Origin of the sequence: Erwinia sp. (assembly GCF_049696395.1) — a bacterium.
Taxonomy (GTDB): Bacteria; Pseudomonadota; Gammaproteobacteria; order Enterobacterales; family Enterobacteriaceae; genus Erwinia.
This window is the reverse complement of record NZ_JBAVTT010000060.1, coordinates 22,120-37,644: the sequence shown is the minus strand read 5'-3', so window position 1 is coordinate 37,644 and position 15,525 is coordinate 22,120. Positions and strand designations below refer to the sequence as shown.

15 protein-coding genes are annotated in these 15,525 nt (G+C 52.4%); 9 read left to right on the top strand and 6 right to left on the bottom strand.

What is annotated here, in order from left to right:
• The first annotated feature begins 160 nt into the window (after positions 1–160).
• Entirely contained in the window at positions 161–1,843 is a 1,683-nt protein-coding gene (gene fadD, locus WCC56_RS08260; protein ID WP_424691910.1) for a long-chain-fatty-acid--CoA ligase FadD, read from the top strand.
• Positions 1,844–1,953: 110 nt separating this feature from the next.
• Complete coding sequence (rnd, locus tag WCC56_RS08255) at positions 1,954–3,063, top strand: ribonuclease D (RefSeq protein WP_424691913.1); 1,110 nt, start codon at positions 1,954–1,956, stop codon at positions 3,061–3,063.
• Between the two features lie 51 nt (positions 3,064–3,114).
• On the opposite strand, the gene minE is transcribed toward rnd, so the two are convergent.
• From minE to minC, 3 genes are read right to left on the bottom strand one after another with little or no spacing between them, the layout of a single operon-like run.
• Positions 3,115–3,384, bottom strand: a complete 270-nt coding sequence (gene minE, locus WCC56_RS08250; protein WP_424691909.1) for a cell division topological specificity factor MinE — start codon at positions 3,382–3,384, stop codon at positions 3,115–3,117.
• A gap of 3 nt (positions 3,385–3,387) precedes the next feature.
• A complete protein-coding gene (gene minD, locus WCC56_RS08245; protein ID WP_424691908.1) occupies positions 3,388–4,200 on the bottom strand; it encodes a septum site-determining protein MinD in 813 nt (270 codons plus the stop codon).
• 42 nt (positions 4,201–4,242) lie between these two features.
• The gene (minC, locus tag WCC56_RS08240) at positions 4,243–4,935 is read right to left on the bottom strand and encodes a septum site-determining protein MinC (protein WP_424691907.1); all 693 of its coding nucleotides are present in this window, start codon (positions 4,933–4,935) and stop codon (positions 4,243–4,245) included.
• 158 nt (positions 4,936–5,093) lie between these two features.
• On the opposite strand from minC, the gene WCC56_RS08235 reads away from it, so the two are divergent.
• The 4 genes from WCC56_RS08235 to WCC56_RS08220 all read left to right on the top strand — a co-directional run bounded on the left by WCC56_RS08235 (position 5,094) and on the right by WCC56_RS08220 (position 7,781).
• Positions 5,094–5,360, top strand: coding sequence for a YcgL domain-containing protein (locus WCC56_RS08235; protein WP_424691906.1), 267 nt, complete (start codon positions 5,094–5,096; stop codon positions 5,358–5,360).
• A gap of 99 nt (positions 5,361–5,459) precedes the next feature.
• Entirely contained in the window at positions 5,460–6,548 is a 1,089-nt protein-coding gene (locus WCC56_RS08230; RefSeq protein WP_424691905.1) for a lytic murein transglycosylase, read from the top strand.
• A gap of 68 nt (positions 6,549–6,616) precedes the next feature.
• Positions 6,617–7,276, top strand: coding sequence for a fumarylacetoacetate hydrolase family protein (locus tag WCC56_RS08225; RefSeq protein WP_424691904.1), 660 nt, complete (start codon positions 6,617–6,619; stop codon positions 7,274–7,276).
• Positions 7,277–7,340: 64 nt separating this feature from the next.
• Positions 7,341–7,781 (top strand): YcgN family cysteine cluster protein, encoded by a 441-nt coding sequence (locus WCC56_RS08220; RefSeq protein ID WP_013202455.1) that lies wholly within the window; start codon positions 7,341–7,343, stop codon positions 7,779–7,781.
• Between the two features lie 369 nt (positions 7,782–8,150).
• Here WCC56_RS08220 and dsbB read toward each other — a convergent pair whose 3' ends face one another.
• Positions 8,151–8,681 carry a disulfide bond formation protein DsbB gene (dsbB, locus tag WCC56_RS08215; RefSeq protein WP_424691903.1) on the bottom strand — a complete coding sequence of 177 codons (531 nt, stop codon included), beginning with the start codon at positions 8,679–8,681 and terminating at the stop codon, positions 8,151–8,153.
• A gap of 311 nt (positions 8,682–8,992) precedes the next feature.
• Between dsbB and fadR the strand changes: the two genes are divergently transcribed.
• On the top strand, positions 8,993–9,712 hold the full coding sequence (fadR, locus tag WCC56_RS08210; protein ID WP_424691902.1) for a fatty acid metabolism transcriptional regulator FadR: 720 nt from the start codon (positions 8,993–8,995) through the stop codon (positions 9,710–9,712).
• Positions 9,713–9,771: 59 nt separating this feature from the next.
• Here fadR and WCC56_RS08205 read toward each other — a convergent pair whose 3' ends face one another.
• Entirely contained in the window at positions 9,772–11,307 is a 1,536-nt protein-coding gene (locus WCC56_RS08205; protein WP_424691901.1) for a SpoVR family protein, read from the bottom strand.
• A 525-nt stretch (positions 11,308–11,832) separates the two neighbouring features.
• Here WCC56_RS08205 and WCC56_RS08200 point away from each other — a divergent pair.
• Positions 11,833–13,125, top strand: a complete 1,293-nt coding sequence (locus WCC56_RS08200) for a D-amino acid dehydrogenase (RefSeq protein WP_424691900.1) — start codon at positions 11,833–11,835, stop codon at positions 13,123–13,125.
• 29 nt (positions 13,126–13,154) lie between these two features.
• Positions 13,155–14,225: a catabolic alanine racemase DadX gene (gene dadX, locus WCC56_RS08195; RefSeq protein WP_424691899.1), complete on the top strand. Its 1,071-nt coding sequence runs from the start codon at positions 13,155–13,157 to the stop codon at positions 14,223–14,225.
• On the opposite strand, the gene WCC56_RS08190 is transcribed toward dadX, so the two are convergent.
• The gene (locus WCC56_RS08190; RefSeq protein WP_424691898.1) at positions 14,218–15,417 is read right to left on the bottom strand and encodes a multidrug effflux MFS transporter; all 1,200 of its coding nucleotides are present in this window, start codon (positions 15,415–15,417) and stop codon (positions 14,218–14,220) included. The two genes, dadX and WCC56_RS08190, sit on opposite strands and share 8 nt — an antisense overlap.
• Positions 15,418–15,525 lie beyond the last annotated feature (108 nt).

The window sequence follows — 15,525 nt, the reverse complement described above, 5'->3', positions numbered from 1 at the left end:
TTTTTTATTGGCGATCTCAGGATGAGATTATTTTAGTGATGGGCTTCGCAACCTCAAAACAGAGAACAGAGCAAACTGGTACGCTGAGTTAAAATAATGTTAAAAGATGCGACGGTTTGAGGCTGCGATGACAACAAATACGACTTTCCGAGGTGTTTCCTTGAACAAGGTTTGGTTAAACCGCTATCCGGCAGATGTTCCGGCAGAGATCAGTGCCGATCGCTACACATCGCTCATCGATCTGTTTGAACAAGCAGTCAAACGTTACGCTGACCAGCCCGCCTTCATCAATATGGGGCAGGCGATGACTTACCGTAAGCTGGAAGAGCGCAGTCGTGCTTTTGCTGCTTACCTGCAACAAGGTCTGGGGCTGAAAAAGGGCGATCGTGTGGCCCTGATGATGCCCAATCTGTTGCAGTATCCGATTGCCCTGTTTGGCATTCTGCGCGCCGGGATGATTGTGGTAAACGTCAATCCTCTTTATACCCCGCGCGAGCTGGAGCATCAGCTAAACGACAGCGGCGCCAGTGCTATCGTTATTGTTTCTAACTTTGCCCACACCCTGGAAAAAGTCGTTGCTAAAACCCAGGTTAAGCACGTGATCCTGACGCGGCTGGGCGATCAACTGGCGCCGGCAAAAGGCACGCTGGTCAATTTTGTAGTCAAATACATCAAGCGTATGGTGCCTAAATACCATCTGCCCGATGCTATTTCCTTCCGCAGCGCACTGCATGAAGGCTATCGCATGCAATATGTGCGACCGGAGATCATTAATGATGATCTGGCCTTCCTGCAATATACCGGCGGAACGACCGGCGTTGCGAAAGGCGCCATGCTGACTCACCGCAATATGCAGGCGAACCTTGAGCAGACCAAAGCCACCTATGGCTCACTGCTGAAAGAGGGCAAAGAAACGGTAGTCACAGCGTTGCCGCTGTACCATATCTTTGCGCTGACCGTGAACTGCATGCTGTTTATCGATTTGGGCGGAGCAAACCTGCTGATCACTAACCCACGCGATATTCCGGGCCTGGTGAAAGAACTGTCCAAAGTGCGCTTCACTTCAATTACCGGTGTTAATACGCTGTTCAACGCGTTGCTCAATGATGACGATTTCCAGAAGCTCGACTTCTCCAGCCTCAGTCTTTCTGCTGGTGGCGGCATGTCAGTGCAGAAAGCCGTGGCCGAGCGTTGGGAAAAGCTGACCGGGCATTATCTGCTGGAAGGTTATGGCCTGACTGAGTGCTCACCGCTGGTTTCCGTCAACCCTTACGATATTCGTTACCACAGCGGTAGCATCGGTTTGCCTGTTCCTTCAACTGACATCATGTTGGTAGATGATGAAGGCAACGAGGTTCCTGAAGGAGAACCAGGCGAACTGTGCATTAAAGGACCACAAGTGATGCTCGGTTACTGGCAACACCCTGATGCAACGGATGAAGTGTTAAAAAATGGATGGCTTCGAAGCGGTGATATTGTTACCGTTGATGCCGAAGGTTTTATTCGCATTGTCGATCGCAAAAAAGACATGATTCTGGTTTCTGGTTTCAACGTCTACCCTAATGAAATCGAAGATGTCCTGATGCAGCATCCGAAAGTGCGCGAAGCTGCTGCTATCGGCGTGCCTAACGATGTAGCAGGGGAGACGGTGAAAATCTGCGTGGTGAAGAAAGATCCTTCACTGACCAAAGAAGAGCTGATTGCACACTGCAAGAAAAACCTGACGGGCTATAAAGTGCCAAAAATCGTTGAGTTTCGGGATGAGTTACCGAAAACTAACGTTGGCAAAATTCTGCGCCGTGAACTGCGTGATGAAGCGATAAAAGCGGCTAAACCCAGCTAATTGCTGCCACGCTTTCTGAGAATACTAAAACGCCGGTCATACCGGCGTTTTTATTGTGATTAGACTGAGGCCGGAAAGGCCACAGCGAGAGGATCATTTTGAACTACACCATGATAACCACCAACGAAGCGCTGGCTGAACTTTGCCTGGCTGCTCGTCAATTTCCGGCGTTGGCGCTGGATACCGAATTTGTCAGAACCCGCACCTATTATCCCGGTCTTGGCTTGATCCAGATGTATGACGGCGAGCAAATCGCGCTAATCGATCCTTTACCGATCACCGAATGGGCACCGTTCCGCGATCTGCTGCTTGATGAGAAGGTGATCAAGTTCCTGCATGCCGGTAGCGAAGATCTGGAAGTCTTCCTGCACGAGTATGGCGTGCTGCCGGTGCCAATGATTGATACGCAGATTCTGGCAGCCTTTACCGGGCGACCGCTATCCTGCGGTTTCGCCACCATTGTTGAATCCTTTACCGGCATCGCGCTGGATAAAAGTGAATCCCGCACGGACTGGCTTGCCCGTCCACTGACTGAAAAGCAGTGCCAGTATGCTGCCGCTGATGTGTTCTATCTGCTGCCGATTGCCCACAAATTACTGGCTGAAGCTGAAGAGTCCGGCAAGATCAAAGCCGCGCTGAACGAGTGCAGCCTGCTGTGCCAGCGCCGTCAGATGGTGGTGGCCCCAGAAGAAGCCTACCGCGATATCACCAATGCCTGGCAACTTCGCCCGCGTCAGCTTGCAGCATTGCGCCTGTTAGCGGCCTGGCGTCTGGAACTGGCCCGTGAAAAAGACATGGCGGTGAACTTCGTGGTGCGCGAAGAGAATTTGTGGAAAGTGGCTCGTTATATGCCTGGTTCGTTGGGAGAGTTGGATCACCTGGGCCTGGCTGGTCAGGAAATTCGTTTCCACGGTAAAGCGCTGGTGGCTATGGTCGCGCAGGCGAATGCACTGGAAGAGAATGAACTCCCTGAGCCTGTGGCGAACCTGATTGATAATCCCGACTACAAAAAAGTGTTCAAAGAGCTGAAAGCTTTGATGGCTGCAGTGGCCGAAAAAGAAGGTGTTAGTCAGGAACTGCTGGCGTCACGTCGTCAGATTAACCAACTGCTGAGCTGGCACTGGAAATTAAAACCACGGGACAGGAAACCAGAGCTGATTGATGGATGGCGGGGCGAACTGCTTCACGACGGGATCGCGGAGATCCTGAAGGCGTACTGACCGAGGTTTTCCCCTGCCTCAAAGCAGGGGAAAATCAGGAGCAGGAGAGGATCATTTCGGTGCTTCTTCTGCCTCCGGAAGCGTCACATTGAGCTCCAGAATCGAAATGTCATCATCCTTTTGATCCAGCTTAACGCTGAGCATTTCTGGATCAATCTTCACGTATCTGCAGATAACTTCCAAAATATCCCTTTTCAGCTGTGGCAGATAGTGGGGCTCACTGTCACCCCTCCTGCGTTCTGCCACAATGATCTGCAGCCGTTCCTTGGCTATATTGGCTGTCGGCTTTTTACGGGATAAAAAGAAATCGAGTAAGGCCATGGTTTATCCCCCAAACAGGCGTTTCAGGAAACCCTTCTTCTCTTCTTCTATGAAGCGGAAGGGACGTTCTTCACCGAGAATTCGGTCAACGGTATCGGCATAGGCTTTGCCGGCATCAGACTCAGCATCCAGAATCACTGGCTCGCCCTGGTTAGACGCGCGCAGCACCGACTGGTCTTCCGGGATCACACCGGCCAGTGGGATACGTAAAATTTCCAGCACGTCTTCCATGCTCAGCATATCACCACGGTTCACACGGCCCGGGTTATAACGCGTCAGCAGCAGATGCTCTTTGATCGGATCCTGACCATTTTCCGCACGGCGGGATTTGGACGAAAGGATACCCAGGATGCGGTCTGAATCGCGGACTGAAGACACTTCCGGGTTAGTGGTAATGATAGCTTCATCAGCGAAATACAGTGCCATCAGCGCGCCGGTTTCGATCCCTGCTGGTGAATCACAGACAATAAATTCAAAGTCCATCTTGCCGAGGTCATTCAGGATCTTTTCCACGCCTTCACGAGTCAGTGCATCTTTGTCACGAGTCTGTGACGCAGGCAGAATGAACAGGTTTTCGGTACGCTTATCTTTGATCAGCGCCTGGTTCAGCGTGGCATCACCCTGAATCACGTTGACAAAGTCATACACCACGCGGCGCTCACAACCCATAATCAGATCGAGATTACGCAGACCGATGTCGAAGTCGATAACCACGGTTTTCTTGCCCTTCTGGGCTAAACCGGTAGCGATGGCCGCGCTGGACGTGGTCTTGCCAACGCCCCCTTTACCCGATGTAACTACAATAATGCGTGCCATATAATAATTTCCTTAAGAAAAGAAAGGGCTCGTGAGCCTGGCTCAGTTCAGTGTCTGTATAGTCAGGGCGCCGTCTCTTAAGCAGAGACGTGACGCTTTTCCAAAAAATTCAGCCGGAATGTGGTCCATCATCCAGTATTCACCGGCGATAGAGACCAATTCAGCTGACAAACTGGTACAAAAAATCTGGCAGTCGCGATCGCCGCTGGCACCAGCCAGTGCACGGCCACGCATCATGCCATAAATATGGATATTGCCGTCGGCCACCAGTTCGGCACCCGCGCTGACGCTATTAGTGACGATCAGATCGCAGTTTTTAGCATATATCTGCTGACCGGAGCGGACTGGGGTATTGATAACCCGGGTTTTGACAGGCGGGAGTTCAACAGATTTAACCGGCTCAATCACCTCGACGGCTTTTTTCTGCTCTTTGCCTTCCGACAACAGCGGCAGACCAGCGCGGTTGATGATGCGCTTCAGCGGTTCATCTTTGCAGCCACTGACACCAACGATATGCAGGCCAGTAGAGGTGACGGCTTGTTGCATCAGTCGCCAGTTAACCTCACTGGTTAATGAGGCAACGTTCAACACCACCGGAGCATTTTTCAGAAAGGCCGGAGCCTGATTGACTTTATCCTGAAGCGCCTGACGAACCACGTCTGGGTCAGCGTGGTGAAGGTGCACAACAGACAGAGTAAAACTGCTGCCCTTTAACTCGATTGGCGTTTGTGACATCTGTCCCGGCTCAGTCCTGTTAATTCTGGTCCCAGCTAAATTATGTCGTTAAACGAGCATTTAATCGAGTTGGGACAATATTCCGAAGTTCTGCAAGCATGTTATAGTTACTGCTATATTCAGGCAAGTCACCATCCAGGTTAATTCGAGTAAAAAATATGTTTTGTGTGATCTACAGAAGCCCCAAGCGTGACCAGACTTATCTCTATGTCGAAAAAAAAGACGATTTCTCTCGCCTGCCAGCAGAACTGATGCAAGGTTTTGGTAAACCGCAGCTGGCGATGCTGCTGCCGTTGGACGGCACAAAGAAGCTAGCCAACGCCGATCTCAGCAAAGTGAAAGCCGCTCTCGAAGAGCAGGGATTTTATTTACAGGTGCCTCCTCCGATCGAAAGTCTGCTTAAGATGCATCTGGAAAAAGAGTAAAAAAGATCAATTAGGAACTTTCTGCAAAATATATCGCCGGCTCAAGGGCAATCCTCTGGATTTAAATTGAGGCGGCGATGGCAAAAAAAGGATGCCCGCATGAAGCTTACATCCCTCAGTAGCATTATTTTCTCCCTGATACTGGCCGGTTGCGCAAGTAAAAACAGCGCAGCACCTGCGCCAGAAGCCCCAGTTCCCGCTAAATCGCCAGCTACCGCACCTTCTCAGGGCGGCTTTCTGCAACAGCCAGTCAAAACCACGCTGGCCGCGTCAGGACGTGATCCGGCTGAATTCCCTGGCTATGTAGAGCAACTGAAAACTCAGGCCCTTCAACAAGGGATCGATCAGGCCACCGTTGATGCGGCGTTCGCTAATGTCCATTTTGTCGACCACGTGATCACCTCAGATCGTAATCAGCTTGAGAAGAAGGTGACCTTGAGTGATTACCTGTCACGAGTGATGACCGACAAGAAGATTCAGCAGGGACGCGACAATCTGCAGCTTTATCAAGGGCAGTTGATGCCTGTCAGCCAGCAGACCGGCGTGCAGCCGCAATATATCGTTGCGCTTTGGGCAATGGAGAGTAGCTTTGGTAAAATTCAGGGGAAAGAGGATGTCATTTCTTCGCTCTCCACGCTGGCATTTGAGGGGCGGCGCGAAGCCTTCTTCACTAAAGAGCTGATTGCCGCGCTCAAAATTATTCAGCAGCAGCACATTGCGCCTGAGGAGATGAAAGGTTCCTGGGCAGGCGCGATGGGGCAGAACCAGTTTATGCCGAGTTCCTTTATGCAGTACGGAGCAGATGGCGATGGCGATGGCAAAATTGATATCTGGAACAACATAGACGATGTGTTTGCCTCTACGGCAAACTATCTGTCGAAAGAGGGCTGGAAAGCAGGCGAGAGCTGGGGAAGGGAAGTCATCCTCCCGGTCGACTTTGTGACCGATCAGGCAGGAACCAAAACGGCACAGGCCAAAACCGTGGGGGAATGGGAAAAACTGGGCGTGCGATTGACCAGTGACCAGGCGCTACCGAATACCCACCAGCGTGCCTGGATTATCCTGCCAGACGACACGCCAGGCCGTGCATTCATGGTTTATGACAATTTTCGAACCATCATGCACTGGAATCGGTCTTATTATTTCGCTATCAGCATCGGCATGATGGCTGATGCTATTTCGCAATAGCCTTAAGAACGTAACGGACGGGTGGCTCAGGCCGGGCCATCCACTCACAACTCAGGCAGGGGAACAGTATGTATCAGCATCATAACTGGCAGGGCGCTTTGTTGGATTATCCGGTAAGCAAAGTCGTGTGCGTAGGCAGCAATTATGCCAAACACATTAAAGAGATGGGCAGCGCCACGCCCTCTGAGCCTGTGCTGTTTATCAAACCAGAGACGGCGATTTGTGATATTCGCCAGCCTCTGTCTATCCCGAAAGATCTGGGCGCGGTCCACCATGAAGTGGAGCTGGCAGTGCTGATTGGCTCCACCCTGAAGCATGCAACAGAAGAGCATGTGGCTAAGGCGATTGCCGGATACGGGATTGCGCTGGATTTGACCTTGCGTGATGTGCAGGCAGGCTGCAAAAAAGCCGGACAGCCGTGGGAAAAAGCCAAAGGGTTTGATAATTCTTGCCCAATTTCAGGCTTTATCCCGGTCAGTGAATTCGAAGGCGATCCGCAGAATATCGAGCTGAAACTGGTGGTTAATGGCGAAGTGCGTCAGCATGGCAATACCGAAGAGATGATCCATAAAATCCTGCCGCTGATTGCTTACATGAGCAAGTTCTTTACCCTGCGCGCCGGTGACGTTATTTTGACCGGCACGCCTGAAGGCGTTGGCCCGATGGTCTCTGGCGACACGCTTGAAGTGTCTCTGGGCGGCCATGGCGTGGCAACCCGAGTGCTGTAAGGCTTGCATCTGAAGCCCGAACTGTTTATAAGGTGCGGGCTTTTACTTAAACGGGACACCGAACATGACTGATACCCCTTTCTGGCAGCGGAAAACGCTGGAACAAATGAGTGATGAGGAATGGGAATCCTTATGTGACGGTTGTGGCCAGTGCTGTCTTAACAAGCTGCAGGATGCTGACACGGATGAAATTTACTTCACCAACGTCGCTTGCAACCAACTCAATATTAAAACCTGCCAGTGTCGCAACTATGAGCGTCGCTTCGAATATGAAGAAGATTGCATCAAGTTAACGCGCGATAATTTGCCGACTTTCTCCTGGCTACCGCCGAGCTGTGCCTATCGGGTTCTGGCTGAAGGCAAAAATTTACCGGTCTGGCATCCTTTACGCACCGGCTCTAAATCGGCGATGCATGCTGAACGTATTTCAGTGCGCCACATTGCCGTGCGGGAAAGTGAAGTGCGGGACTGGGAAGATCACATTATCAACCGGCCTCATCGCTGAGACTAAAAAAGCCGCCTCTGAACAGGGCGGCTTTTTTGATCGAGTCTGAAAACGTCTGGATTAAGCCTTAGGCTGACCGGAGGGATCGCTGCCGCCTGGGGCGCCAGGAAGTTGATGACCACCAGGGGGAGCGGGGGGTGGAGCATGCAAATTGTCCCTTGGTGCACAACCTGAAAGGACGGCGAAAGAGCATGCCAATGCCAGCATAAACAGGATTCTTTTCATAACGCTCCTTAGACTTTTCTTGTGTTATTTCAGCTTAGTAGCGTAATGACCATCCGACAAATAATTTGCCTGCCGCGGGTGGTATAGCAGCCACAAAAAAGCCCGCAACCGGCGGGCCTTGTATGAGCTGTGTTGGTCAGGGTATTAGCGAGAGAACAGATCCCGACGCTTGGGCTTGAAGGGTTGAGCAATCAACACCAGCACGCCAACGATCAGGAACGCGGCGAAAATACCCACCAACCATTGCGGCATCCCTAGCGTCAGGAATGACCAACTTTTCTCAGCGCAATCGCCTGTGGCCACAAACACGGAAGGCAGCCATTTATCCAGAGGCAGCCAGCCTGGGAAACGGGCTGCAAAATCACAGGTGACAAACGGATTTGGGTGCAGCTGGATCATGGTGTGCTCCCAGGCGAGGCGGGCACCTTCCCAGGCACTGTAGATCCACACCAGGATTGCCACCCAGCGCAAAGGTGTTTTTGGGGCTACGGCTCCGACCAGGCCAGCGCCCATCACACCAAACAGGGCGCAACGCTCATAAATACACATTACGCAGGGTTTCAGCATCATGACGTGCTGAAAGTAGAGTGCGACCATTTCCAGGGCAAATGCGGTGAAGGCCAGCAGCAACCAGGCACCACGGCCGCGGGAACAGCTATTCAGATATCGCAACATATTCATTCCATGTGAAGGGCGTACAAACGGCAGTGTAAACTAAATGCCTCCCTGTGCCAGCTACAGGGGGAGAAATTTTATTGCATAAAATGACTTAAGTTAAGCAGCGTGACAATAAACTTGGATTTCTTAGCGCTGAAGGTAAAGGACAACATTTTGGCGGGAAACTGGACCAAAATTCACCGGGGCTTTTTTGGGATTTTTGCGGGATGGGCGTGGTTTTAACCCGTTGGCGGTCTATGTCAACGTCTGGGCATCTGGTATGATGAGCTCAATATTTGCAGTCATGAACGCAACGGAAACAAAACGCTATGGTCATTAAGGCGCAGAGCCCTGCGGGTTTCGCTGAAGAGTACATTATTGAAAGCATCTGGAACAGTCGCTTCCCGCCGGGGTCGATTTTGCCAGCAGAGCGTGAGCTTTCTGAATTGATAGGTGTCACCCGCACCACGTTGCGTGAAGTCCTTCAGCGTCTCGCTCGTGATGGCTGGCTGACCATTCAGCACGGCAAACCCACTAAAGTGAATAACTTCTGGGAAACGTCCGGTCTGAGCATTCTGGAAACGCTGGCGCGTCTTGATCACGACAGTGTGCCACAGTTGGTTGATAACCTGCTTTCAGTGCGCACCAACATCTCTTCCATCTTTATCCGCCGTGCTATCCGCACCTATCCGGAGAAAGCCAAAGAGGTGCTGTTAACGGCACAGAATGTTGAAGATAAGGCCGAGGCTTATACTGACCTCGATTACAGCATCTTTCGTGGGCTGGCATTTGCCTCAGGCAACCCAATTTATGGGCTGATCCTTAACGGGCTGAAAGGGCTGTATACCCGAGTGGGAAGGCATTACTTTTCCAATCCGGAAGCTCGCCAGTTAGCGCGTGACTTCTATCAGCAGCTACTGACCATCTGTCAGAACGAGCAGTTTGATAAGATTGTCGATTCCGTGCGTGATTATGGTCGCCGTAGCGGTGAAATCTGGCACGGTATGCAGAATACGATGCCAACAGATTTGCCTCCGCAGCGTCGCTAAACGCAACGCACAAAAAAACCGGTTCAGTTGAACCGGCTTTTTTTATGGCAAAACATCATTTACAGGGAAGACGTGCGGGGCGGGCACCGATCCAGTAACTCAGTGCTGCCATCTTCGTTTTGCTGCTCGAGATGGATGTCAAATCCCCACAGGCGATGCACATGCTTCAGCACTTCTCTGCGGCTCTTGTCCAGAGGTGCGCGGCTGTTTGGCACATAGCGCAGCGTCAGTGAGCGATCTCCACGCAGGTCAACGTCATAGACCTGAATATTAGGTTCAAGGTTGCTGAGGTTATATTGCGCTGACAGCTGCTGACGGATCGCCCGGTAACCTGCTTCATCATGGATAGCGGCAATTTCCAGGAAGTTATTGCGGTCATCATCCATAACCGTAAAGAGGCGGAAATCGCGCATGACTTTTGGTGACAGGAACTGGCTGATAAAGCTCTCGTCTTTAAACTCGCGCATGGCAAAGTGCATCGTCTCCAGCCAGTCACTGCCTGCAATGTCCGGGAACCAGTAACGATCCTCCTCCGTCGGTTCCTGACAGATACGCTTAATATCCTGGAACATGGCAAAGCCCAGCGCGTAAGGGTTGATGCCGTTATACCATTGGCTGTTGTAGGGTGGCTGGAACACCACATTCGTGTGACTGTGCAGGAACTCAAGCATAAAGCGCTCGGAGACTTTACCTTCGTCATACAGGTGATTGAGGATGGTGTAATGCCAGAAAGTGGCCCAGCCTTCGTTCATTACCTGAGTTTGCTTCTGCGGATAGAAATACTGGCTGACTTTACGCACGATACGTAAAATCTCGCGCTGCCAGGATTCCAGCAACGGCGCATTTTTCTCCATAAAATAGAGCAGGTTTTCCTGCGGCTCGGAAGGGTAACGAGCGGCTTCAGCCTGTGACGTTTCTTTCTCGCGACGTGGCAAGGTGCGCCACAGCATGTTCACCTGGCTTTGCAGATACTCTTCGCGGCTTTGCTGACGCGCTGTTTCTTCCTGCAGGGAAATTTTCTGCGGGCGCTTGTAGCGATCAACACCGTAATTCATCAGCGCGTGGCAGGAGTCCAGCAATCGCTCAACTTCCTCAAGACCGTAACGTTCTTCGCACTTGGTGATGTAATTACGGGCGAAAATCAGGTAATCGACGATTGAACTGGCATCCGTCCAGCTACGGAACAGGTAGTTATTTCTGAAGAAAGAGTTATGGCCATAACAGGCGTGTGCCATCACCAATGCCTGCATGGTAATGGTGTTCTCTTCCATCAGATAAGCGATACAAGGGTTGGAGTTGATAACGATTTCATACGCCAGGCCTTGCTGGCCATGCTTATAGCGCTGTTCCGTTTCAATGAATTTCTTGCCGAAGGACCAGTGCGCATAGTTGATGGGCATCCCTACGCTGGAGTAGGCATCCATCATTTGCTCAGAGGTGATCACTTCAATCTGATGAGGATAGGTTTCAAGCCGGTAGAGCTTGGCGACGCGGTCAATCTCTTTAAGATAATCATCAAGCAGATCGAAGGTCCAGTCTGGTCCATCACTGAGTCGTTTGCTGTCCTTTATGGGATCGTCAAAGATAGTCGTCATAGCGCACCCCTTTTTAAAAACCGGTTTTCGACGTTACAACACGTAGCGACAAAACGTCCGTTTTCATGTTGGCCTGCCGCTGCACTGCGACCGCAAAGGCAAGCCTGGAATTAAAGCCAATACCTCAATGATAGTTCACTCTCTCTGATTGCTCAGATGAATACAATGGAAATCTTCGACAGAAAATAGAGCCGCCAGACAAAAATAATTTTTACGTAAGGTGAAGTGCGATAAATGCACCGAAAAACAGGATTATATACTGTATATAAGTGAAAGATCTGAGCGGGTCACTTTCTGCTGAGAAAAGAGAAAAATGCCTTATCTGGACTGATATGCTGCTTTTAACCGCCATTTTGCAGTATTAAATTCCGAATATCGCCACCGTTCTTCTTTTTATTACCCTTTAGAGTAAAAAGCATGTGAAATATGTCAGTGCGATGTTGCTTATGTGGTTGCAGTGTTTTAAACCGCAGCGTTCGCAATAAACCAGTCAATTCCTCTTTTTTAAACGGCGGTGGTGCGGTTATGCGAGTTGTCATTCTGGGTAGTGGTGTGGTCGGCGTGGCAAGCGCCTGGTATCTGGCACAGGCCGGGCATGAAGTGACGGTTATCGACCGTCAACCTGGCGTGGCGCTGGAAACCAGTGCTGCTAACGCCGGGCAGATTTCTCCAGGTTATGCCGCGCCGTGGGCTGCACCTGGCGTGCCGTTAAAAGCCATTAAATGGATGTTCCAGCGGCATGCGCCTTTGGCGATCCGTCCTGATGGCAGCCGTTTTCAGCTGGAGTGGATGTGGCAGATGCTGCGTAACTGCGATATGCACCATTATCAGGAAAACAAAAGCCGCATGGTGCGTATTGCCGAATACAGCCGCGACTGTCTGAAAGCTTTGCGCCAGGAAACGGGGATTGCTTACGAAGGACGACAGGGCGGAACACTGCAACTTTTCCGTACCAGCCAGCAGTTTGAAAGTGCCGCTAAGGACATTGCCGTTCTGAAAGAGGCCGGAGTGCCTTATGAATTGTTGGAAGCTTCTGAGCTGGCGCAGGCTGAGCCCGCGCTTGCGGCAACTCAGCATAAATTAACCGGCGGACTGCGCCTGCCCAATGATGAAACGGGCGATTGTCAGTTATTTACTCAGCGCCTGGCTGAAATGGCCGCTGGCGCCGGGGTGACTTTCCGCTTCAACACTCCGGTCGATGCTTTGCTGCAGGAAGGCAATCAGATTGCAGGCGTCAAGTGTGGGGCTGAAACAGTGACGGCGGATGCTTATGTGGTGGCCTTCGGCTCTTACTCAACCGCACTGCTGAACGAGATTGTTAACGTCCCGGTCTACCCGCTGAAAGGCTACTCGCTCACCATCCCGATCAAAAATGAGCAGGCCTCCCCGGTCTCCACCGTTCTCGATGAAACGTACAAAGTGGCTATCACTCGCTTTGACGACCGGATCCGCGTGGGCGGCATGGCAGAGATTGTTGGCTATAACACCAAACTCTTGCCAGCCCGTCGGGAAACGCTGGAAATGGTGGTAGGTGACCTCTATCCGGAAGGCGGGCATATTGAGCAGGCGACGTTCTGGACTGGGCTACGACCAATGACCCCGGACGGCACGCCAATCGTTGGGCGGACGCCACTGAAAAATCTTTACCTCAACACTGGTCACGGAACGCTCGGTTGGACGATGGCCTGCGGTTCGGGGCAGCTACTTTCTGATATTATCTCCGGACGTACCCCTGCCATTGCCGCAGACGATCTGTCGGTAATGCGTTATCTGCCGGGATTTTACCCGACACCGGGCCTGTTACACGCAGCCCGCTGATCTTCCCGTATTGAGAACCAGGAGAAGTTATGTCTCGTCCGATTGTCGCAACTGTCGACACCAGCGCGTTGCGGCATAACCTGGCGGTTGCCCGCCAGGTTGCACCTCATTCCCGTCTGTGGTCGGTAGTCAAAGCGAATGCTTATGGCCACGGTATTGACCGCGTGTGGCAGAGCATTGCCGAAACCGATGGCTTTGCCCTGTTGAACCTGGAAGAAGCTATCCTGCTGCGTGATCGCGGCTGGAAAAAGCCGATCCTGTTGCTGGAAGGTTTCTTCCATGCCGATGAGCTGGCGATCCTCGATCGGTACCGCCTCACAACCAGCGTGCACAGCAACTGGCAGATCCAGGCGCTGGCGAAGGCGAAGCTCTCCGCACCGCTCGATATCTATGTGAAAATGAACAGCGGCATGAACCGGCTCGGTTTTCAGCCTGAGCAGGTGCAGCAAGCCTGGAGCAAACTGCGTGGTCTGGACAATGTCGGTGAGATGACGCTGATGGCGCACTTCGCTGAAGCCGAGAACAGCGAAGCGATTAAAGAGCCGCTCAGGCGTATCGAGCAGGCTGCAGAAGGCCTGGACTGCCCACGCTCACTGGCGAACTCCGCCGCGACCTTGTGGCATCCGCAAACTCATCATGACTGGGTGCGTCCAGGCATTATTCTTTATGGGGCTTCACCCAGCGGGCAGTGGCAGGATATTGCCAGCAGCGGGCTGCGGCCGGTAATGACCCTGAGCAGTGAGATCATCGCTATCCAGAACTTAAAAGCTGGAGAGGGAGTAGGGTACGGATCGCGTTATCGCGCCAGTGGCGAGCAGCGAATTGGTGTGGTGGCTTGTGGTTATGCTGATGGTTATCCGCGTCATGCCCCTACCGGGACACCGGTCTGGGTAGATGGAGTGAAAACGCATACCGTTGGGGCGATCTCAATGGACATGATTACCGTGGATTTAACCCCCTGCCTGCAGGCAGGGATTGGTAGTCAGGTTGAGCTTTGGGGTAACAACATCAAAATCGACGAAGTGGCTCAGGCAGCCGGCACCGTAGGCTATGAGCTGATGTGCGCTCTGGCCCCACGCGTGCCGGTTAACGTCAGCTAGTTTTCAGCGCGGTCAGCGTGCCGCGCACTTTTTTACTGCTGTACCAGGCCAGTGACGTCAGCACTGCGCCAATGATCATCATGGCACTGAGCGCAAGCTTCTCGTTGACCGGCAGGGCCATCGCCAGCAAGCCAGCCGAAGACCCCCCCGCCATCTGAATAAAACCAGCCAGTGCCGAAGCTACGCCAGCCTGTTGCTGATAAGGCTCCAGCGCATAGCTGGTGGCTGGGCCGACGGTAAATGCCAGTCCGGCTACCGAGATTGCCACAGGGAACATATACAGCGCCCAACTGGTTTGCATCTCTGCCGGGAAAATTACCATGCCGCCCAGCATCGTCAGCGCACCTAATGCCATCGCCATACTGCCGATTGCCAGACAGATTGGCCGCCCAAGCTTTCGGATCATTTTATTCACCAGCACGCTGACCAGCATGATCCAGAAACCATTGGCTCCAAAAGCGATCGAGAATTGCAGTGCCGTCAGCTTTCCTTCGGTCATTAATACCTGAGGGGCCAGCGAAACATAGGTCAGCACCATGCCCATCGCACCGGCGTTAGCAAAGGTAAAAGCAAGGAAGCGAGGCTCACGTAGTATCTTTGCGTACTGGCGTACGGGAATGCTTTTTACCGCCAGCGTTCCCGCTGGACGAGTTTCCGGCAGGAAGCGCCAAATCAGCAGGCCAATCACCACCGCATAAGCCGTCAGGAACCAGAACGGCGCACGCCAGCCGAATGCATCCGCCAGGAAGCCACCCAGCATGGGAGCCAGTGCCGGAACGATGTTCAGTGCCCCATTCAGGAAGCCATAGGCTCTTGCCGCTTCATCACCTTCCAGGCGGTCTCTGACGCCGCTGAAGGCCACCACAGCCGTACAACAAACGGCACAGCCCTGAACGATACGCGCAGTAAGGAACTGCGGCCAGCCGGTGGCCGTTGCTGCCAGAATACTCCCCAGCAGATAAAGCAACAGACCAGCAAGGGCAATCGGCTTTCTGCCGAAGTTATCGACCAGCGGGCCTGCCACAATCTGGCCTAATCCCATCACCAGCAAAAAGAGCGGGATGGTGGTCTGGATGGTGGTAACCGGCGTATTCAGACCCAGCGCGATATCGGGAAGAGTAGGCAGATAAAGGTCAATGCCCAGCGGAGCCAGAAGCACCAGGCTGAGAAGAAGAAGGGTGAATTTTTGCATCGTGCGTGACGGCATCCGTTTAAAAGCAAGCCGCACAGGGTAGAGATAACGGCTGGAAAAGAAAAGAGGAGTTGGAAGAATTTTGCGGAAAGGCGAGAGTCATGCTCA